This window comes from Caballeronia sp. LZ034LL (genome assembly GCF_031451215.1).
In the GTDB taxonomy this organism is placed as follows: Bacteria; Pseudomonadota; Gammaproteobacteria; order Burkholderiales; family Burkholderiaceae; genus Caballeronia.
This window is the reverse complement of the sequence record NZ_JARUXR010000004.1, coordinates 775651-795233: the sequence shown is the minus strand read 5'-3', so window position 1 is coordinate 795233 and position 19583 is coordinate 775651. Positions and strand designations below refer to the sequence as shown.

Annotated in this window: 17 protein-coding genes; 7 read left to right on the top strand and 10 right to left on the bottom strand. The window is 63.6% G+C overall.

Features of this window, described 5'->3' with window-relative positions; all coding sequences use genetic code 11:
* Window positions 1-361 precede the first annotated feature (361 nt).
* The gene (locus QCE83_RS31010) at window positions 362-1153 is read right to left on the bottom strand and encodes a TerC family protein (RefSeq protein ID WP_309820130.1); all 792 of its coding nucleotides are present in this window, start codon (window positions 1151-1153) and stop codon (window positions 362-364) included.
* Window positions 1154-1294: 141 nt separating this feature from the next.
* Here QCE83_RS31010 and QCE83_RS31005 point away from each other — a divergent pair, with 141 nt between their 5' ends.
* Both QCE83_RS31005 and QCE83_RS31000 read left to right on the top strand, forming a co-directional pair.
* Window positions 1295-2176, top strand: a complete 882-nt coding sequence (locus QCE83_RS31005; RefSeq protein WP_309820128.1) for a LysR family transcriptional regulator — start codon at window positions 1295-1297, stop codon at window positions 2174-2176.
* 95 nt (window positions 2177-2271) lie between these two features.
* Complete coding sequence (locus QCE83_RS31000; protein WP_309820124.1) at window positions 2272-2697, top strand: HPF/RaiA family ribosome-associated protein; 426 nt, start codon at window positions 2272-2274, stop codon at window positions 2695-2697.
* Window positions 2698-2755: 58 nt separating this feature from the next.
* Here the strand turns inward: QCE83_RS31000 and QCE83_RS30995 are convergent, their stop codons facing one another.
* Window positions 2756-2998 carry a hypothetical protein gene (locus tag QCE83_RS30995; RefSeq protein ID WP_309820123.1) on the bottom strand — a complete coding sequence of 81 codons (243 nt, stop codon included), beginning with the start codon at window positions 2996-2998 and terminating at the stop codon, window positions 2756-2758.
* A 373-nt stretch (window positions 2999-3371) separates the two neighbouring features.
* On the opposite strand from QCE83_RS30995, the gene QCE83_RS30990 reads away from it, so the two are divergent.
* From QCE83_RS30990 to QCE83_RS30975, 4 genes are all read left to right on the top strand, one after another.
* A complete protein-coding gene (locus tag QCE83_RS30990) occupies window positions 3372-4436 on the top strand; it encodes an aminotransferase class I/II-fold pyridoxal phosphate-dependent enzyme (RefSeq protein WP_309820122.1) in 1065 nt (354 codons plus the stop codon).
* 9 nt (window positions 4437-4445) lie between these two features.
* Complete coding sequence (locus QCE83_RS30985; protein WP_309820121.1) at window positions 4446-5552, top strand: cupin domain-containing protein; 1107 nt, start codon at window positions 4446-4448, stop codon at window positions 5550-5552.
* Window positions 5549-7303, top strand: a complete 1755-nt coding sequence (locus tag QCE83_RS30980) for a pyridoxal-dependent decarboxylase (protein WP_309820119.1) — start codon at window positions 5549-5551, stop codon at window positions 7301-7303. Before QCE83_RS30985 ends, QCE83_RS30980 begins: the two co-directional genes overlap by 4 nt.
* Window positions 7304-7452: 149 nt before the next feature.
* Complete coding sequence (locus QCE83_RS30975; protein ID WP_309820117.1) at window positions 7453-8457, top strand: hypothetical protein; 1005 nt, start codon at window positions 7453-7455, stop codon at window positions 8455-8457.
* Here QCE83_RS30975 and QCE83_RS30970 read toward each other — a convergent pair.
* The 5 genes from QCE83_RS30970 to QCE83_RS30950 form a co-directional block, all read right to left on the bottom strand.
* The gene (locus tag QCE83_RS30970) at window positions 8454-10841 is read right to left on the bottom strand and encodes a DNA polymerase II (protein ID WP_309820114.1); all 2388 of its coding nucleotides are present in this window, start codon (window positions 10839-10841) and stop codon (window positions 8454-8456) included. The two genes, QCE83_RS30975 and QCE83_RS30970, sit on opposite strands and share 4 nt — an antisense overlap.
* Window positions 10842-11004: 163 nt before the next feature.
* Window positions 11005-11664 carry a flagellar transcriptional regulator FlhC gene (flhC, locus tag QCE83_RS30965; protein ID WP_309820112.1) on the bottom strand — a complete coding sequence of 220 codons (660 nt, stop codon included), beginning with the start codon at window positions 11662-11664 and terminating at the stop codon, window positions 11005-11007.
* Between the two features lie 18 nt (window positions 11665-11682).
* Window positions 11683-12000, bottom strand: a complete 318-nt coding sequence (gene flhD / locus QCE83_RS30960) for a flagellar transcriptional regulator FlhD (RefSeq protein ID WP_014250878.1) — start codon at window positions 11998-12000, stop codon at window positions 11683-11685.
* Window positions 12001-12526: 526 nt separating this feature from the next.
* Entirely contained in the window at window positions 12527-13732 is a 1206-nt protein-coding gene (locus tag QCE83_RS30955) for a purine nucleoside permease (RefSeq protein ID WP_309820103.1), read from the bottom strand.
* Between the two features lie 77 nt (window positions 13733-13809).
* The gene (locus QCE83_RS30950; RefSeq protein ID WP_309820100.1) at window positions 13810-16395 is read right to left on the bottom strand and encodes a mechanosensitive ion channel domain-containing protein; all 2586 of its coding nucleotides are present in this window, start codon (window positions 16393-16395) and stop codon (window positions 13810-13812) included.
* Between the two features lie 167 nt (window positions 16396-16562).
* Between QCE83_RS30950 and QCE83_RS30945 the strand changes: the two genes are divergently transcribed.
* Window positions 16563-16844 carry a hypothetical protein gene (locus QCE83_RS30945; protein ID WP_309820098.1) on the top strand — a complete coding sequence of 94 codons (282 nt, stop codon included), beginning with the start codon at window positions 16563-16565 and terminating at the stop codon, window positions 16842-16844.
* 31 nt (window positions 16845-16875) lie between these two features.
* Here QCE83_RS30945 and QCE83_RS30940 read toward each other — a convergent pair whose 3' ends face one another.
* The 3 genes from QCE83_RS30940 to QCE83_RS30930 all read right to left on the bottom strand — a co-directional run bounded on the left by QCE83_RS30940 (window position 16876) and on the right by QCE83_RS30930 (window position 19491).
* The gene (locus QCE83_RS30940; protein WP_309820095.1) at window positions 16876-17805 is read right to left on the bottom strand and encodes a cation diffusion facilitator family transporter; all 930 of its coding nucleotides are present in this window, start codon (window positions 17803-17805) and stop codon (window positions 16876-16878) included.
* A gap of 23 nt (window positions 17806-17828) precedes the next feature.
* A complete protein-coding gene (gene selD / locus QCE83_RS30935; RefSeq protein ID WP_309820093.1) occupies window positions 17829-18875 on the bottom strand; it encodes a selenide, water dikinase SelD in 1047 nt (348 codons plus the stop codon).
* Window positions 18876-18945: 70 nt separating this feature from the next.
* A complete protein-coding gene (locus tag QCE83_RS30930) occupies window positions 18946-19491 on the bottom strand; it encodes a putative glycolipid-binding domain-containing protein (RefSeq protein WP_309820091.1) in 546 nt (181 codons plus the stop codon).
* Window positions 19492-19583 lie beyond the last annotated feature (92 nt).

The window sequence follows — 19583 nt, the reverse complement described above, 5'->3', positions numbered from 1 at the left end:
CGCGCCGGTCCAGGTTTGCCCACACGAGGTAAGGGTCGAGCCGGATTCCGGATGCGAGGAGCTGGCAGGCCGCTTCGCCAAATACATCGCGGGGAACGGCCCTCTCCCAATGCGGCGCCATGCCTGTGCCCTCTCTATCGGTGTCGTCGTGCCTCGAACGCGTCTGACTTCGGGCGTTGTTCGACACGACTCATCTGATTATTTCGGGTACCGAAATTCCAGGTGGAACCCGATCAGGGCTACCGTAGTCACACGGCGCGCGCTTGGCAAGCGGGATTGCCCTTGCCTTTCGAACACCGCGTGGTCCCGTCCAACATTCGGCACGCGATTCCCATGTGCCGAATGTTATGGGGCAAGTGCTTCATTCGACCGCGCGCGACTCCGCTTCGGGAAACACGGACGACGTCTTCCGCCCGTCGCGCGAAGTCTTCTTTTTGCGCGCCAGCAGGTTCAGGCCTTCGACGAAGCCCGCGAAGCCCATCGCGGCGTAGATGTAACCCTTGGGCACATGCGTGCCGAACCCTTCGGCAATCAGCGTCATCGCGATCACGAGCAGGAACGACAGCGCCAGCGTCACGACCGTCGGATTGCGTTCGATGAAGCGCGACAGCGGCTGCGCGGCAAACAACATCGTCGCGACCGCGAAGATGACGGCGATGAACATGATCGGCAGATGCTCGGTCATGCCGACCGCGGTGATGATGCTGTCGACGGAGAAAACGAGGTCGAGCAGCAGGATCTGGCCGATCGCGGACCACGCGGTCATCGTGCCGATACTCGACGCGACGCCCGGCGCATCGTGCGCTCCCTTCCCCACGTGATGATGCATCTCCTTGGTGGCCTTCCACACAAGGAACAGGCCGCCCGCCAGCAGGATCAGGTCGCGCCAGGAGAACGCGTGATCGAAAAGCGAAAACACCGGTGCGGTAAGACGCGCGATCCACGCGACCGTGCCCAGCAGCGCAAGACGCATCACGAGGGCGAGCATGATGCCGATCCGCTGCGTGCGCGCGCGTTGCTCCACGGGAAGCTTGTTGCTCAGTATCGAAATGAACACGAGATTGTCGATGCCGAGCACCACTTCCATCACGATCAACGTGACGAGTGCAGCCCAGACGGCGGGATCGGTAGCGAGCGCAAGAAGATATTCCATGAATTTTTATGAAGGTTGGTCAGCTGAGGAATGGTGCAATCATCCACAGTCCGTCCCGACGGAAAAATCAGCGACAATCGGAACGGTACTTCGGTTTTTCCGAAGTCAGGCCTCATGCCCTAACCGCCGGGGAATATCCGCATGCTCAACTATCGTCACTTGCATTACTACTGGGTCGTCGTCAAGGAAGGCGGTTTCGCGCGGGCCGCCGAGCGGCTCGACATGGCCGTGCAGACCATCAGTGCGCAAGTGCGCGAACTGGAAAAGTCGCTCGGGCATCAGTTGCTGAAGCCCGCCGGACGCGGCGTCACCATGACCGAAGCGGGGCAGGCTGCGTTCGCCCGGGCCGAGGAAATCTTCCAGCTGGGTCAGCTGATTCAGGACGAGGTGCGGGAAGCCGCGAGCGGCACGCTGGCACGGCTCGCGGTCGGCTTGTCCGACGGCATTTCGAAGCTCGCCGCGCACGCGTTGCTTGCGCCGGTGCTCGGCAATCCGTCGCTGCGGCTGCTGTGCCATGAAGGCGAGACCGACGAACTGCTCGGCGAACTGGCGCTGCACCGGCTCGATCTCGTGCTGTCGAGCCATCCCGCGCCGCACAACCAGAACCTGCGGCTGACGAGCGAGCGGCTCATCGCGTCGCCGGTGGATTGGTACGGGCCCGCGTCGATCGTACGCAAGAGCGCCATCGACCGCTTTCCGGAGAGTCTCGCCACCCTGCCCATGCTTCTGCCTACCGGTCACTCGTCGCTGCGGGCGCGGCTGGATCGATGGCTGGAAACGCAGGCGATTGCACCGCGTATCGTCGGCGAATTCGAGGACAGCGCGCTGATGGCGGTATTCGGCGCGCGCGGGCTCGGTGTGTTTCCACTCGCCGAATTCGGCGCCGGCGACGCCCCGCTGCTGCGCGGCCTGCGTTGGCTCGGCCGCTCGCCGGACGTGAAGGAAGAGGTGCATGCCATTGTCTCGCGACGCGGACGACATCATCCGTTGACGCAGCAGGTGCTCGCCAGCGCACTTGGCTAACTTCGGCTTTTTCGAAGTCTTTGTTCCATTGATTCTGCTTTTTCGATGCGCGGCCGCCTCTTAACCTGAGCCTCACGTTCACCAAGGAGGCGTTCATGAAAGTCCTGTTCAAGTCCCGCGACCCCGAAGCCATCGCGATGCACGAACTGGCGAAAACCCGTAGCGAATTCGTTTTCCGGCGTCTGGCGTGGCTCATTTCGAAAGCGACGGTCAGCCTGTCGGACATCAACGGGCCGCGCGGCGGCCTCGACAAGCGCTGTCAGGTGGAAGTGCAGGTCAGCAAGGAGAACAAGGTCGTGGCGACCTCGATCGCCCGGGACTGGCGCGGTGCGATCGATCTCGCGCTCGCTCGCGCGGTGCGCTCACTGGTGCGCCGCCGCCAGCAGAACAAGCCGAAGACGCGGCGGGTACGCGCCGGCAGCATTGCGTGGAACCTGACGCCGGAACCGGAGCCGGCCCTGCAGGCCGCCGTGGCGCCGCGGGTACGCATGCTGCGCAGGCTGGCGGCGAGTAACGTGTGATGAAGCCCCTGCGGGCTTGCGCGCAGTAGATACGAGCCGGGCGTTCATCCGTCCGGCGCTAGCGCTCCGCCATTGCGACGCGTGGCCCGCGCTCCGCCAGCCGCCCGTCGAGTTCGGCCTTGCCGTATTGGATGGCGTAGTTCTCGGCAGCCTGCGCTGTCGGGAACGAACGGAACGGGCCGATCGCCCGGCGCGTGCCGCCAGGACGCTCGATCAGCAGCGTCGCGACGAATTCGCCGGACAAATGCCGCACGATCGCGGAAAGCTCACAACCTCGATACTCGACTGGGGTGGAGTCCATCGCTCACCTCGCTCGCTTGAATGGACAGGGGCATGAGTCAATCTACTCAAGTGTCAAAAAACACGTAACCCCGCTTGTGAGTGCCTGCGAACGCAGGCCGAGCGATTCTTTCGTTTGTCCGACGCCTTCCCTTCACGCAAACGATTCACCGATCTCCATTCGGCAAGCGCCCTTCGGCTTTCTACCCGCTTCTCCCATTTTGTTTTAAGAATTCTCCCGCTGGTTAAGCCGATAACCTGATTTATTCTATTTCTTGAAACGGCATGACGCCGCATGACGAATAACGCCTCAATTTTTTAATGTTGGGCCTGGCTAACATTCGATTCTTACCAGATCGCAAAAATGATTTCGAATGTAATGATGGAGCAAAGTTTTGATATCCCCGTTCGCACGCAGTGTCGTTGATGAGCTCGGGCCTCTGGTTCCCAAGCCGCCCGATCCCGACAAGCCCACTACCCTGCTTCTCAGAAACAACGAAAATCCTTTTGGCACCGAGCATTGTCGTTATCCGGGTTTCGGCGACGATGCAATCCTCAAGCTGCCCGAAAGCTATCTGGACTGGCTGCGGTTAGCCGAGCAAACGCACCACGCAGCGTCGCTTGCGCTCAATGCTTCGAACATCGTTTTGACCACGGGCGCTGCCGGTGCGCTCGAACAGGTTTGCAAGGCGTTTTTCGAACCCGGAGTGGACCGCATAGCCCTGACGCCGCCGTGTTTCGGCGTGTTCTCCCGATTGGCAGCGATTCATCGCATCGAAGTCGTGCAGGTTCCACTGCTGGGTCCGGCATATGACCGCCTCGATGTCGACGCATTATGCGAAAGCCAGGTCAAGGGCGTCATACTGTGCGATCCGAATAATCCGGTTGGAAGCCGCCTGAATCAAGCGGATATCGAATTGCTGCTGATGCGCTTTCGAGGCTTGGTCATCATCGACGAAGCTTATGTCGAGTACAGCCGTAAACCCTCGAATCTCCGTCGTCTGGAAGCGTTTCCCCGGCTTCTGATTCTCCGTACGATGTCCAAGGCCCTCGGCATGGCGGGACTTCGAATTGGCGCGGCGATCGGCGCGGAAGGACTCATCGAACCATTGCGACGGGTTCAACTCCCCTTTGCGATTTCGTCCGTGGCGGCGAACGCCGCACACGCAGTCCTTGCAGACCCGGCCTCGATCATGCGCGGCATCGAGCAATTTCGCCGTGAACGCGACACGCTCTATCAAGCCCTCGCCGCTCTCCCCTGCGTCTCCGCCATCTGGGGCGACGACTGCGGTTTCATCAGCATTCGCACGCGCGCTTTCAACAAGATGGTCCATGCACTGCGCGTTTGCCGGATCGAACCGCTTTTCAACCCTGAAGGACTGCACGACTGCATTCGCTTTTCCATCGGTACGGCCAGTGAGAACGAACGCGTCATTCGCGTATTGGAATCAATCAACTAGTCGATCAACATGACCCACCCAGAACATCTCGCATCACATCACCTCTCGAAAGTTCAGGTAATCAGGCGCTGCGAAATTCCGGCCATTACCTCCATTCAAGTCGATGACGAAATCCACTCACTCGGCGAACATCGCGATTTTCGCCGGCACGCCTTCTTTCGCGATTTCATTCCAAAGCAAGGACGCAGTTCATTCAGCTGGGTCACGCTGAAAGACGGTGAAATACTGGACAATCACGTTCACCCAGTGCAATCGATGATTCTGATCTGCAGCGGTTCGGTCTATCTGACGGGAGAAACCGATCAGCTGCTGAACGAAGGAGACGCCGCCTGCGTGCCGGCGGGGAGACTGCATGGTTTTCGCACCTGTGAAGGACAGCAATTCCACGGTCTTTCCATTCAGTTCGACGGCAACGGATTATATGAAGTCGAAAGCGCACCAAGAGTCGCGTTCAGCAATGACACGACGCATTCGTTCGAGAGCCTCGAAAGAATCAACGCGCTGCTGCTCGAGCGGCATGGACGCAATCCGCTGTTCCAGCTCATGCGCGGCAGCCGGTTACGCTCGGACACGGCGCGACGCAAGCGTTTCCTGGAGGCGCTGCTCGTCTGGTCGCGTTACTTTCAAAGAATGATTCATGCGCGGCAGGCGTTCTGCACGGAACCGGCGCTGCTGCCGCTTTACACCCGTCATCTGCGCGACGAACTCGGGCACGACACCATGTTGCAGGACCAGCATGGTCTCGAAGGCAATACTCGCGACCCGCTGCTCGAAAAGGCGGCGCAGTGGTTCGTCGACAGGATGCTGGATGCCGATGAAGCAGAAAAACTCGTGATTGTTCATCAGGTGGTGGAAGCGAGCGGATTCTTGTTCGGTCAGGCGAGCCGCCCGCTCTTTTCCCCGCAGCGCATGCGGGACGCGTGCTACTTCGACCTGCACGCCGAGGCGGACGACGATCATCGCGACATCGGCCGAGCCTGGCTGCAGAACCTTCCTGCCGAGCGATTCGCCGGTCTGATCGTGACGTGCAGGCAGGCTTGGGACCAGATGGACGAGGTCCACGCGCGCATCGCCGCGCTGACCGAGGAGTCCGGATCGACCGGCCTCGCCGCGTGAATCCGGAGCCTCACGATCCGCTCGCGCGCTGGCGGGATTTATGGCCGCATCCGGATAACCAGACGGTCTTCCGCGCAACGCTCGGGCGTCTCTTCGACGACTATTGCGAGTGGCATCGGCACTGGCAAGGGCCGCTGTCCGAACGGCCGCCGGCCGACAACCGACCGCTGCTGCGCGCGATCGAGTTGCTGGACGATCTGTCGCGGCGGCTGCAAGCGGATTCCACGCCGTGGCCCGCGCCGCAGTATCTCGCGCACATGAATCCGGACCCGCTGCTTCCGGCGGGACTCGCGTACTTCGCCGCGATGCTCTACAACCCGAACAACGTCACGCCGGAAGCATCGCCAGTTACCACGACGCTGGAACACGAACTGAGCGACGACTTCTGCCGCCTCTTCGGCTTCGATCCGCAACAAGGCTGGGCACATCTCACGTCGGGCGGACATGCCGCCAATTACGAGGCCATGTGGATCGCCCGGAATCTGCGGCGCGTGCCGTTTGCGCTCGTCGACCGGAATGACCCGCAGGATGACGCCCGCCTCTGCAACCTGCCGCCTCGCGAGATCGTCGCGCGGCTCTCGCACGCGCTCGAAAACGACTCACCGGAACGTTTGCGGGCGCGGATCGACGCCATCCACGATCATCCCGCACTGCGTGACGGCCGGATTCTCGTGGCGAGCGGCCGCCATTACGCGTGGGACAAGTGCGCCGACCTGCTCGGACTGGTGCTCGAACCCGTGGAGATGGACGCGTCGATGCGCATCGACATCGCGGCGCTGCGCGAGCGCCTGTACGCCCACTTCGAGGCCGGGCGTCCGGTCGTTGCCGTGATCGCCACGGCGGGCAGCAGCGGCGAAGGCAGCGTCGATGAGATTCACCGCATCGTGGCGCTGCGGCAGACGTGCGAGGAACGCTTTGGCGCCTCCTTCTTCCTGCACGTCGATGCCGCGTTCGGCGGTTATTACCGCACGCTGCTTCAGCCTTCGATCGATGAAGACGCATGCGCAGTTCCACCCGTCTCCGAAGTGCTCAAGCCGGAGGTCGCGGAAGCTTTGCAAGCGCTCTGTCACGCCGACACCATCACGGTCGATCCGCACAAATGCGCCGGCGTGCCCTATCCCGCCGGCTGCCTGGCGATTCGCGACCGCCGCTACTCATGGGTGATTGCGAGCCAGACCCGCTATTTCAGGCCGTCATCTTCGCGCCATATGGAGCCTGGCCCTCACACGCTCGAGGGCGCGCGGCCGGGCGCTGCCGCAGCGGCCGTATGGACGGCGCATCGGCTGCTCGGCCTTGACCGGAGCGGCCTGGGCGCCTTGCTGGCGGGCAACGCACTCACCGCGACACGGCTCCATCACGCACTGAACGCGCAGCCGTCCTTCCTGCTCGACGGTGTCGCTCACCGCTTCAAGAGCATCTTCGCGCCGGATCTCTGCATCCTCAACTTCTGCATCCATCCAGCGGAACGGGTAGTATTAAGCGCGCGCAGAATTGAACTGCTCAGTGAGCGAATGATCGGCAACGCACAGTTGCCCGGTAGCGGAGATGAAAAGCTGCCATGGTTTTCGCGTAACCGGGTGTCGTTGCGGGACATCATGCCGGACGCCGTTCGCCCGGACGCCGATGACAACGATGAAACGACCGTGGTGCGTTGCTGCGTCATGAAACCTGTCGCGCACGACGCGTTCGCTGCCTTTCTGCGCAATAGCCTCGAGCGCCTGTTCGCGCGGATCGAGGGAAGAGAAACCTGAAGCGGTCCGACAACGCGCCCCATGCGTAAGGGGTGGCGGACAGACGGACCGCATCTGCTGTCCGTCTGTCCGGGCCAGCCGTTGGTTCCGACAGTTTGCGAATCCGACGGTCTGACCGTGCGCCGGACAGTTGCGCACCCAATCGCTTCATGACAAAGCCCAAAGAAGACCGACATCGCAAAACCGCAGCGTGCCTGATTGCCTGTGCGGCGCTCGGCGTCGCGAGCAAGGCCGCCCATGCACAGGAATTCAGCGTCCTGGCCGGTCCGCTCAAGAGCAGCAGCCAGCATACCTATTCGTGGGAGGCGAGTTATCGCGAGGGCATTGGCCGTTACGCCGCGTGGAGTTTCTCCTGGGTCAACGAAGGCCATATCCCGGATCACCATCGCGACGGCCAGTCGCTGCAATTCTGGGGCCGTTTGCCGCTCTGGAATGATCGGCTGGAATTGTCGGCGGGCGCGGGGCCGTATCGCTGGTTCGACACCAAGCAGGCGCAACTGGGCGGCGGCTATTCCAATACGCACGGCTGGGGCGGCCTGTTCTCGCTGCGCGCCGCGTATTACTTCGACAACCGCTGGATCGCCGAAGTGAAGCTCAACCGCGTGCAGGCCTCCGGCGGACCGGACACGACCGCGCTGCTGTTCGGCATCGGCTATCAGCTCGATGCACCGGAAGGCCGCGGACCGCGCGCGCGTCCGGTCTCGCGCTCGACCAACGTGACGAACAACGAAGTCACCGTCATGCTCGGGACGACCATCCTCAACAGTCTCGACTCGGAGTCGAATCTCGCGGAGAGCGTCGAGTACCGGCGCGGGCTGTGGCATTACGTCGATGTCACGGCGACCTATCTGCACGAAGGCGGCCACGTGCAGTCGCGTCGCGACGGCATTGCCGCGCAGATCTGGGCCACGCGCGCGTTCTTCGACGACCGGCTGACGCTGGGCGTCGGCGCCGGTCCTTATCTGGCGGTCACGCAGAACGACGACCTGCCGCAGAACCGCACCGGCGATGGCCGTTTCTCCGGGCTCGTGTCGCTGTCGGCGAGTTACCGGTTCGATCAGCGCTGGCTCGCGCGCGTCACGTGGAACCGGGTCGTCACTCGCTATGATCGCGACGCGGACATCATCGAGGCGGGCGTCGGGATGCGCTTCTAGAACAACTCCTGCTGGCCCGACATCAGTCCGGCGAAGTCGTCGCGCATGAAGGGCAGGATGCCGTCGGCGACGGGCTGGAGCTGCTTGCTGACGTAGTGCTCATAGTCGATCGGCGCGTGACGCGCCTCCACCGGCTCGGGGCCGGCCGTCGTCATGACGTAGCTGATCCAGCCGCCGTTCTGGTATTGCAGCGGACGGCCCTGTTGCCGGTTGTACTCATCCGCGATGCGTGCCGCGCGCACCTGCGGCGGCACGTTGCGGTGATAGTCACCGAGCGTGCGGCGCAGGCGCTTGCGATACACGAGCAGTTCGTCGAGTTCGCCGCGCCGCGTGCGGCCGACGTAATCGCGCACGTATTCGTCATAAGGCTGGCCCTTGAAGATGCGCGTATAGAGTTCCTGCTGGAAGCGCTGCGCGAGCGGCGTCCAGTCGGAACGCACGGTTTCCAGGCCCTTGTAGATGATGTCGTCGCTGCCGTCCGCGCGCGTCGTCATGCCCGCGTAGCGCTTCTTGCTGCCCTCTTCCGCGCCGCGGATGGTCGGCATCAGGAAGCGCCTGAAATGCGTTTCGAACTGGAGTTCGAGCGCACTCTCCAGCCTGAAGGTTTCGCGCAGATGCTCGCGCCAGTACTCGTTCACATGTGCGACGAGCGCCTGTCCGATGCGCGCGGCGTCGTCCTCGCTGCGCGCGCGCCGCAGCCAGACGAAGGTCGAATCGGTATCGCCGTAGATCACCGTGTAGCCGCGCGCTTCGATCAGCTCGCGCGTGCGATGCATGATTTCGTGGCCGCGCATGGTGATCGACGAGGCCAGGCGCGGATCGAAGAACCGGCAGCCGCTCGACCCGAGCACGCCGTAGAACGAATTCATGATGATCTTGAGCGCCTGCGACAACGGCTTGTTGTGCTGGCGCTTGGCCGCTTCGCGTCCTTGCCAGACTTGCGCGACGATCGCGGGCAGGCAATGCAGATCGCGCGCGAAACGTGCGCCGCGAAAACCGGGTACGGTATCGGCGTCATCGGGCAGGCTCATGCCTTGTGCGAGCCCGGCCGGGTCGATCAGGAACGTGCGGATGATCGACGGATACAGGCTCTTGTAGTCGAGCACGAGCACCGAATCGTACAGACCGGGGCGCGAGTCCATGACGAAGCCGCCGGGACTGGCTTCCTCGGGCACGTCGCCGAGATTCGGCGCGACATAACCGAGCCGATGCATGCGCGGCATGTACAGGTGCGTGAAGGCCGCGACCGAACCGCCGCTGCGATCGGCCTGCAGGCCGGTGACGGTGGCGCGTTCGAGCAGGAACGACAGCAGCTGGGTTTTATCGAAGATGCGCGTGACGAGTTCGCAGTCGACGAGGTTGTAACGTGCGAGCGCCAGTTTGTCGTGCTGGAAGCGCCGCTCGATTTCGTCCATGCGCGCGTAGGGCGTGTCGATGGCCTTGCCTTCGCCCAGCAGCGACTGCGCGACATGTTCCAGGCTGAACGACGGGAAACTCCAGGTGGCCGAGCGCAGCGCCTCGATGCCGTCGATCACGAGCCGTCCCGCGATCGAGATGAAGAAGTGATTGCGGTTGATGCCGTGTTCGCGCCACTCCACCGGACTGCCGTCGCGGCCGAGCGTGAGCGGCACGCCGAAGTCGTCGGCATGGCGCTGCAGCACGCGCAGATCGAACTGCACCACGTTCCAGCCGATGATCGCATCCGGATCGTGATGCGCGATCCAGGCGTTGAAGCGGCGCAGCATGTCGGCACGCGTGGCGCAGTATTCGAGCGCGAAGTCGATGTCGCCGGGTATCTCGTCCGACGCACCGAGCATGTAGACCTGACGGGCGCCGCAGCCTTCGAGGGCAATGGAATAGAGTTCGCCGCGCGCGCTCGTTTCGATATCCAGCGAAACCAGTTTCAGCGCCGGCCGGTAATCCGGCGCCGGCTTGAGCTCGCTTGCGATGAAACCGTCGCGCGCGACGCCTTCGAACGACACCGGCGCCGTGATGAAGCGCTCCATCAGATAGCGCTCGGGCGGGCGGAGATCGGCTTCATAGACATTGACGCCCGCATTGCGCAGCGTCTTCTCGAGCGCGAGCAACTGGCGATATTGCGCGCAGTACAGTCCGAGCACCGGCTTTTGCTGGAAGTCCCGCAGCGGCAATTCGCGCAGGAAGGCATCGCGTACGGCGCCGATCAGCGGCTCGGCCTTCGTGCGCTCTTCCTCGCGAATGAACGCGACGCTCGTCTGCACGCCGATGCGGATTTTCTGCGGCCCGTCATCGGTAGCGAGCCAGAAATCGACTTCGGCGCCGGCCGGTGTGTCGCGCCAGTGACGAGTCAGCAGAAAACCGTGTCGTGCGGGAGCCAGATCGTTACCTTCGAGAGCGCGTGCCATCGAAGCATTTTACTTGGCGTAAAAACAAACAGCCCGGCGCAGACATCGCGCCGGGCTGGAACATTCAAATGCGTTGCGGTGAAAAGATAAGTGCGGTGGCGGCGGTCCGGTCGTCTACCGTCCTGGCGGGCGGTCCCCCGCAGGCGCCCGGTGCCGCCACCGCTCAAGCAGCCTGTGCGACCAGGCTTGCCCGTTGCGACTGTAACGCCGCTACGTGATCGAGTACCGTGTGCTCCGCATGCTCCGGCACTTCGTTCTTCGAGATTACCTCCAGCGCGGCTTCTTGACTGGCCTGTTTCGCGGCCGCCGCTTTCTTGGTCTTCCCCGCGCGTGACGGCGGCTGGCAGGCCCCGCACACCACGTTGTTCTGCAAATCATGTTTGTGTGCGACGAACTTCCCGGTGCAGCGGCAGCATGAGGTCATCTGCAGCATGCCCGCGTCGAAGAAGCGCACAAGAGTCCAGGCCCGCGTGAGATCGAGTACCGCCTCGGCGCCGCTATGATTGCAGTGCTCGAGATACAGCCGATACCCTTTGGTCAACGCATCGAGATGCGAGCATCCCGCTTCGTTCTTCAGGAACGTATAGGTGTTGTAGAACAGCGATGCGTGGATATTGGCCAGCCACGTCATGTACCAGTCTGCCGAGAACGGCAGCATGCCCTTGGGCGGCGATGCGCCCTTCACTTCGCGATAGAGACGAATCATGCGGTCCCGCGAAAGCGTCAGTTCGCTTTCGAGCACTTGCATGCGCGCACCGAGTTCAATCAGCGCGATGGCGCGGAACACTTCCTGGGCGTCTTCAGTGAGGCTCTTCTTCAGCATGGCTCGCTCCGTCGTCACTTAAGCGAACTGTTCAGCCGGCTGGCCAGCCAGCAGGATTGCTGCGTGCGTCGGCGCAATATCCGCGTTCTTGGCGGGTTGCGTCAAAGCCGACAGCATTGTGTGATCGTTGAAACGGAAAGCGCAAAGCAGGTTGTCCGACGAAGCAAGCTTGACGACCTGAGCGAGCGTGAGGCCCGACAGCAAGTCGGCCAGCTCCGCCGACAGACCGAGCCGGAACATGCCGATGGCGCGGTCTTCGCGCAGCAGACGCTGCGCGAGCATGATGTACGACAAGTTGATTTCCCGGATCGATTCCAGCGTTTCGCGACCGTTCATGGTTGCAACTTCCAGTAAAACCCCGAATTTCCCGCCGGCTTTTTGCCGATATCTTTTTTGTGGCCTCACCAGGCTCGTTCCGCCCGGCTACGTACTGCGTAATCTTTGTTTCAGTGCGTTACATCTTGTAACAACACTGTGAAACGGATTCTAAGTACGGGCTGAAGCGAAAGCAAGGTCATCTCAATAATATTTTGTTGCAAACAACACTTTGTATCGGTAATTTTTTCGATCGATTCAAAGTTACCTGTGCAGACCGCGACGGTTATTCTTCTGATGTTTTAGCCGCGTTGAGCAAACCAGCATCTTTTTCTTCAGAGTATTCGCGCAACGTCAGCCATAACGGGGGCTTTCGCCTGTCCGTTGACAGCGTTTCGGGGAATTTTTCTGATTTTCGTCAGAGGAAATAGACATTAAAAAGCCGCATATCTGCTGTATTGCAGATATGCGGCTTGCCAAGTAATAAATACCTGTCAGGTGTTACCGGGTTGTTACTGCCATCCACAGCCTCTTTGTTACAGACTCGTCAATGCTGAGGCACACCCTTTCGCCACGCGCCCCAATGTGTAACAACCTCCTGCACGAAAGGATTGCCCGCTTGATACAGATTTTGGAGTGCCGGCGTGAATCCGCCCTGCAACGAATAGTTCAGAAGATTGTCCTCAGCGGTCTGCCCCTCGTAGGGACGATCGAAGTCCGAGCCGGCTCGTAGCACCGCCAGCCTGGACAGATCGACTCGATTCACGCTCGCGGCCCGCTTGAGCGCCTCGAAGGTCGCGTTGTCTTCTTGCTGCGTGGTGCAGTAGACCCCCTTGCCGTCCGTCAGCAGACGCGTCCACTCCCGTGCCCGCTCGCCGATGTATTTCCCCGACCACCACGTGTCGCCTGCCAGCGTGTCGCACTGGATGACGCGCGGCGGCTGGTTCGCCGGTGCGTAGCCGAATTTCGCGCGCGCCACCTTCGCCTCGTCGCTGTCCGAAAGGGTTACGTTGCGCGACATGGCGTAGGCCGCATCGGCGAGTGCCGGATTCAGCGCGAATACTTCGGTCCGATAGTCGAGCGGCGGTTTCTCCTTCGGTCCCTTCGTGTTGATGCCCAGGAATCCGCTCGGCCAGTCGGCCGGTTTCTCGCGCGCGTCCAGTTCCCACTGGATGCCGAAGTCGACGAGATATTTCGCCCAGGCCGCCGAGCCCACCGTACCGCGCGCCGGATCGATGCCCGCGATCCCCGCGATCAGGAAATACGTGCGCCGCAGGTCGAACCGGTCGGAGAAGGTCAGCGCCATGATTGAGGCCGCCGCATTCGTGTGGCCCATGCCCGTCGTGATGACGCAGACTTCGTCGCGATTGCAGTGCACCGCGGGATAGTCCGGCGACAGCCCCGGCACCTGCACCGTGTCCCATGGACCGAGCTTGTCGAGCCAGACCTGGCCCTCGGGCCCGAACATGCTGATGATCATGACCTTGACCGGACGGCCGCCGTTGCCGTGCCGGTCGTGATCGTTGCTGAAATTGTCGTCGCGCTGCTGGGCGAAGGCGCAGCCGGTGACGCTGGCCAGGCTCGCGATACCCACCGCAAGCGCTGTCGCGCAGATCGATCTCTTAAGTTTTGCAGCGGGGGAAGTGGTTTGGAGCGCGCTTGATTGATATTTCGGACGTGACGCGGGAGCGATTTTCATGCGGGCGGATCCTCGTAAAGGTTCGACCTTCGAAAGAAGACCGCGCCCGCTCACCGGGCACGGCCAGCCCGCGCAATTATAGGAGAGCCAATAAGCGCTTCATGTTGCAAATCGTGTCGAGCGGCGTCCCGTTACGAGCCGCCTTGCGTCGCACGCGGCGGCGGCGCGCTGGAGGCCACGCCTGCGGAACCGGCCGCCTCGCTGGTCGGATGCTGGGCCGCACGCGACGGCTCGCCGCGCTGCTCCGCGCCCGCCTTATCGGCGTCCTGAGTGCCGCCATCGGCAGGATCCTGAGCTGAATCCTGAGCGCTCTCCGCATTCCCGCCGTTGACGATGACGAAATTGCGCTGCGGATTCGCGATCTCGATGCCGCGCGCCGTGAATTCGTTGAGAATGCGCCGGTTGAATTCGCGCTGCACCGGCCAGCGCGAGCTGTCGCGACACTGGATCTGGCCTGCCAGCGTGACCGTCGAACCGTCGACGGCATCGACGCCCCAGAAACTGAAGTCGGACAGGATGCCGTCGCGGAACGCCGCATCGTCGCGCAACGCCGTGCCGATCTCCTTCAACGTGGAGATCGCCAGATCGACGTCCTGGCCAAGTGCAATCGACACGCGCACCGCCGCGTTGCCGATGCCCCGGTTCGTGTTGTTCACCGTCGATACCGAACTGAACGGCACGGTATAGAGCGAGCCGTCGCCGCCGCGCAGGCGCACCGTGCGAATCGACAGATACTCAACCGTGCCTGAGACCCCCGCGAGCGTGACCCAGTCGCCGACCTGCATCGCGTTTTCCATCAGCAGGAAGATGCCGGTGATCAGGTCCTGCACCAGCTTCTGCGAACCGAAGCCCAGCGCCACGCCAAAGATGCTCGCGCTCGCCAGCAGCGGCGCCGTGTTCACGCCGATCTCCGACAGCCCCGTCAGCACGACGACCATCGCGATGACGATGAACAGGCCGCTGCGCATCATCGGCAGCAGCGTGCGCAGACGTGCAGCGCGCAGGCGTTCGCCGCTCGCGGTCCACTGTTCGAGGCGCTGCTCGACGATCGCATTCGCCCCTTCCCACACCAGCAACGCGAACAGCGCCGCGACCGCGATGGTCACGATCGCCGAGGCCAGCCGGTTGCCGATGCCGCCCGCCGTGAAGAAATGGATGATGTCGATGCCCCACACTTCGAGCAGCGCGATCAGCGTGACGACCCCGATGAGCACCTGCACGAAGCGCCGCAAGCCGGGGTAATAGCGATACGCGCGACGGCGCACGATGGATTGCTGCGCAGTATCGTCTTCGTCGTTCTCACGGAAGACACGGCCGAGCGCACCGAACACGACGATCGCCAGCACGCGCGCCCCGATCAGCACCAGCAGCGACAAGCCGCCGAGATGGAACAGCGTGCGATAGCCGTTCTTTACGTCGAGCGCCCACACGAACCACAGCGCGATCACGAAGAAGATCGCGACGCCGGCCCAGACGTCGGCGACCCAGTTGCCGAACAGCCGCACCGAGCGGTTCGCGCGTGCGCGCTCGCGGATGCCTTGCGCGACCGAGTTGCGCGACTCGAAAATGACATACGCAATCATCAGATGCACGATCAGCAGCGTGATCTTGAGGACGGCAATGCGCGCGTCGCCGGACAGGCCGATTTCCTCGCCCGCATTGGCGAGCGCGATGCCCACGCCCGCCACGGTCGCGATCCGCCTCACGCAGCGGTGCGTGTACACCGCATAGATATCGCGCATCTGCAGCAGGCGCAGGCCGCTGGCGCGCGGCGCAAGAAAGAACGCGCTGACGATCACGATGGCCCGGCACACGAGATAGACATCGATGAGCGCGCCCGCGACGCGCGCCTGGGGCGTGTTGTCATCGATGAAGAGCGACATCAGCAAAGTCACCGCGCCGATGAACACGACCAGCGGCGCCAGCATCAGCAGGCCATTCAGCAGCGCGCTCGGCAGCCGTTGCAGCAAGGTCCAGTGCCGCGCGGCGTGACGCTGGCCGCGGGCGCTGTCGGCCTTGCGTTCGGCGAGATGCATCGCGGTTTCGTCGCCGGTGCGCGCCGCGGCGTCTTCCGCATGCTCGGCCGCCCGCTGCTCCTGCACGAGTTCGGGTTCCTGCACCTCGGCATCCGCCACGCCGCGCGCCGCGAGCCGCGCGCGCGGCTTCCTCAGGAGGCGCGAGCACAGCAGTTCGAGCAGCACCGCGGGCAGCAGCGACGCCAGCACCGTCCACGCGACGCGGCCCAACAGCGTGCGCCCCTGATCGGTCGCGGTGCTGCCGCGCCACCATGCGGCGACTGAACCGAAGTCGAGCAGCGTGGAGATCGAGTGACGCGTGCCCGAGCCGATCTGCACGAGCCAGTGACCGGCCTGACGCGACAACTGCGAGGCCAGGCCATTCGCGGTCAGCGAATGCGCCAGCACGCCGGATGCGCCGGATGCAGGCGCCGCCGCCGACGCGTCCTGCGGCGCGCTCGCGGGCTGGGGCGTAGCCAGCGCGCCCGCGGCAGCGACCGCGCGCAGCGTGTCCTCGACCTGCGAACGGCGCGCGGGATCGTTGAGCACCGAGAGCGCGTCGCGCGCCTGCTGCGGGGTCAGCGCGACCGCCGGCTGCGACGCATGCGTCGCGCCGCTGGCTGCGGCAAAGGTGGATCGCGGGAACGTCGAGAGCAGACTCGACACGGTGACGAACAAGACGGCAAGAAGAACTTTGCGCATGGGTCGGATGAAGATTACGAAATTTCGGGGACTCGATGCGGGCAACGCGCACGACCTGAGGTGATGCGAACAACGCTGCGCGGCAGACAGGTTTCCTGGGCGCTTGACTGCTGCGGAACAAACTCTGCTTGCGATGCAGCAAGGAATGACAACGGACGCTTGCATCGATGCAAAAGAGAACGGAACGAACGTGGCGCAGCACCACGACACGCCATACGCTGCTGATCGCCCTGATCGGGGTAGCACTTGGCGCGCCCGCCGCCGCGCAGACGGCGAGCGGCAGCCAGGGCATGGCGGCATCGGCGACGGCCGCACCCTCGCGATACGACGCCGCGCCCTTGCCCGAGATGGGCGTCACCCAGGTTCCGTCACGCGGACAGACACAGGTGCCCGCGACGCCCGTGACACCGCGGCCGCATCCGGGCGCCTCCGCAAGAAGTCTACGCTAACGCGCGCACCTCACCTCTCACGTCTCACGCCTCACCCCGCAGCGGCGGGCTCGTCGCGGTTGCGTGCGACGTCCGGCTCGAAGAACACCCACCGCACTTGCGGAAACGCGCGCTGCAAGTCGTCCTCGATCACGTTGATCGCGTCGATCATCGCGCGGCCGCTCGGGTAGTCGATCATTTCCGCCTGCACCGCCACGACCACGTGCTTGCCCCATTGCAGCGTGATAAGGCTGATGATGCGCGTGATCTCGGGACGCGCCCGCAAATGCGCGTCGACGGCCTTGCGCACTTCAGGGCTCGCGGACTCGCCGACGATCATCGACTTCACTTCGCGCGCCACCAGGTACGCGATGATCATGAGCAGCACGCCCACGCCGATGGAACCCGCCGCGTCGAACGCGGGATTGCCGGTGAGCATCGTCATCAGCACGGCAGCGAACGCGATCGCGAGCCCCAGCAACGCAGCGACATCCTCGCCCGCGACCACCAGCAATTCCGATTCGCGTGTTTCGCGGAACCAGCGCCACAGGGACTTGTTGGGCGTGCTCTTGCGGATCTCGCGGATCGCGCCCGCCAGCGAGAACCCTTCCAGCACGACGGAAATGCCGAGGATGACCAGCGCCACGACCGGGTTCGACAGCGGCTCGCGATGCATGAGCCGGTGCGCGCCTTCATAGACCGAGAAGGCGCCGCCGACGAAGAACAGCAGCAACGCGACGATCAGCGCATAGAAGTAGATCTCGCGGCCCGAGCCCAGCGGATGCAGCGCATTGGCGGGAGCCTGCGCGCGCTTCAGCCCGAACAGCAGCAGCAACTGGTTGCCGCAGTCGGCGGTGGAATGGATGGCTTCGGCGAACATCGAGCCCGAGCCGGTGAACGCCGCCGCCCCGAACTTGCACACGGCGATGCCGAAGTTCGCGGCCAGCGCGTAGAAAATGGCTTTGGGTGATTCTTCCTTCATGCGGTTGTGTGGTTAGGTGGTGGTCAGGAAACCTCGACGCGCCCCGCGCCATCGACCATCTCGCCGATGACGGCGGCTGCGTCGAAACCATCGGCGCGGAAGATGGCGAGCACGTCGTTCACGGCGTCCGGCGCACACGAAACCAGCAGCCCGCCCGAGGTCTGCGGATCGGTCAGCAAGGCGCGCGCCTCGTCGCCCTGGACCTGCAGCGCGATGTCGGCGCCATAGGCGTTCCAGTTGCGCCCGGACGCGCCGGTGTAGATGCCTTCACGCACGAAATCCTGAACCTGAGGCAGCCACGGCAGGTCTGCGTAGCGGATGCGTGCCGTCAGCTGCGCGCCGCGCGCCAGTTCGAGCGTATGGCCGAGCAGGCCGAAGCCGGTGACGTCGGTGAGCGCGTGCACGCCGTCGAGTTGCGCGAGTTCCGCGCCCGGGCGATTCAGCTTGGTCGTCGCGGCGATCATCGCGGCATAGCCGGCGGCGTCGAGCCGGTCCTTCTTCAGCGCCGCCGACAGCACGCCGACGCCGAGCGGCTTGCCGAGCACCAGCACGTCGCCGGGACGCGCGGCGGCGTTGCGCTTCACGCGCGACGGATGCACGACGCCGATCGCCGCGAGACCGTAGATCGGCTCGACTGAATCGATGGAATGGCCGCCCGCGACGGGAATCCCCGCCTCGGCGCACACCGCTTCGCCGCCCTTCAGCACTTGCGCGATGACCTCGTGCGGCAGCACGTTGATCGGCATGCCCACCAAGGCGAGCGCGAGGATCGGCTTGCCGCCCATCGCGTAGACATCGGACAGCGCGTTGGTCGCGGCGATGCGGCCGAAGTCGAACGGGTCGTCGACGATCGGCATGAAGAAGTCGGTCGTGGCGACGATCGCCTGTTCGTCGTTGAGCCGGTAGACGGCGGCGTCGTCGGCGGTGTCGTTGCCGACCAGCAGGTCCGGGAACACGGGCAGCGGCGTCGCGCGCTTCAGCAGGTCCGCCAGCACGCCGGGGGCGATCTTGCAGCCGCAGCCGCCGCCGTGGGACAAGCTCGTGAGACGTGGGGAAGTCATATCGTTCATGGTCGGGGAATGAAATGTGGGTCGGCGCTTGCCTGAACGGGCATTATCGCCGCTCGCGCCGTAGTACGTTCTACACGATCCGTTTGAACAAATCGGGATAGTCGAGCACGATGCCGTCCGCATCGACGGTGATCTCTGCCGTGAAGCCCGTATCGAGCCCTTCGTAGCGATAGCGCCGCCCCGGTTCGATGCACGTGTACGCCTGCTCCGCCGCGCTCATGGCCAGCTCGGGCACGCGCACATAGGCCACCCGGATCACGCGCCGCTCGCCGCGTACGAGCGCGAGCCGGCGGATCGGCAGCGTGTTGGTGAAAGGGGTCGCGGTGAGATCGACGTCGATGCAGCCGCGCAGCACATCGAGCGGCGTGCCGTTCGCATCGCGCCATGCGGCGTGATCGTCGCGATGCAAGTCCAGCGCCGCGCCGCCCGCGAGCTTTAACGCAAGGCGCGTGACCTGCCAGTGCGCGTCGCATTCGATGCGGTACACGAGACCGAACGACTGCGCATCGCTTTCGCCGACCACGGCGCTCTCGATCAAGACGCCCTTCCCGGACTCCTCCAACACGAGATGCTCCAGTCCCGTGCCATCTTCCTGCGACCAGCGCGCGATCTTCATTGCGTGTCCTCCCCGGCGTGATGCGGATCGGCCCAAGGATACAACGCGTCACAAAGCCTTTCGATATGCCTTCGGGAGGCGCGTTTCGCTCG

What these genes read in the sequence shown, in the direction of transcription:
- QCE83_RS31010 (WP_309820130.1), bottom strand. Translation starts at nt 1,153, where the DNA reads ATGGAATATCTTCTTGCGCTCGCTACCGATCCCGCCGTCTGGGCTGCA.
- QCE83_RS31005 (WP_309820128.1), top strand. Translation starts at nt 1,295, where the DNA reads ATGCTCAACTATCGTCACTTGCATTACTACTGGGTCGTCGTCAAGGAA.
- QCE83_RS31000 (WP_309820124.1), top strand. Translation starts at nt 2,272, where the DNA reads ATGAAAGTCCTGTTCAAGTCCCGCGACCCCGAAGCCATCGCGATGCAC.
- QCE83_RS30995 (WP_309820123.1), bottom strand. Translation starts at nt 2,998, where the DNA reads ATGGACTCCACCCCAGTCGAGTATCGAGGTTGTGAGCTTTCCGCGATC.
- QCE83_RS30985 (WP_309820121.1), top strand. Translation starts at nt 4,446, where the DNA reads ATGACCCACCCAGAACATCTCGCATCACATCACCTCTCGAAAGTTCAG.
- QCE83_RS30975 (WP_309820117.1), top strand. Translation starts at nt 7,453, where the DNA reads ATGACAAAGCCCAAAGAAGACCGACATCGCAAAACCGCAGCGTGCCTG.
- QCE83_RS30970 (WP_309820114.1), bottom strand. Translation starts at nt 10,841, where the DNA reads ATGGCACGCGCTCTCGAAGGTAACGATCTGGCTCCCGCACGACACGGT.
- flhC (WP_309820112.1), bottom strand. Translation starts at nt 11,664, where the DNA reads ATGCTGAAGAAGAGCCTCACTGAAGACGCCCAGGAAGTGTTCCGCGCC.
- flhD (WP_014250878.1), bottom strand. Translation starts at nt 12,000, where the DNA reads ATGAACGGTCGCGAAACGCTGGAATCGATCCGGGAAATCAACTTGTCG.
- QCE83_RS30950 (WP_309820100.1), bottom strand. Translation starts at nt 16,395, where the DNA reads ATGCGCAAAGTTCTTCTTGCCGTCTTGTTCGTCACCGTGTCGAGTCTG.
- QCE83_RS30945 (WP_309820098.1), top strand. Translation starts at nt 16,563, where the DNA reads ATGCAAAAGAGAACGGAACGAACGTGGCGCAGCACCACGACACGCCAT.
- QCE83_RS30940 (WP_309820095.1), bottom strand. Translation starts at nt 17,805, where the DNA reads ATGAAGGAAGAATCACCCAAAGCCATTTTCTACGCGCTGGCCGCGAAC.
- selD (WP_309820093.1), bottom strand. Translation starts at nt 18,875, where the DNA reads ATGAACGATATGACTTCCCCACGTCTCACGAGCTTGTCCCACGGCGGC.
- QCE83_RS30930 (WP_309820091.1), bottom strand. Translation starts at nt 19,491, where the DNA reads ATGAAGATCGCGCGCTGGTCGCAGGAAGATGGCACGGGACTGGAGCAT.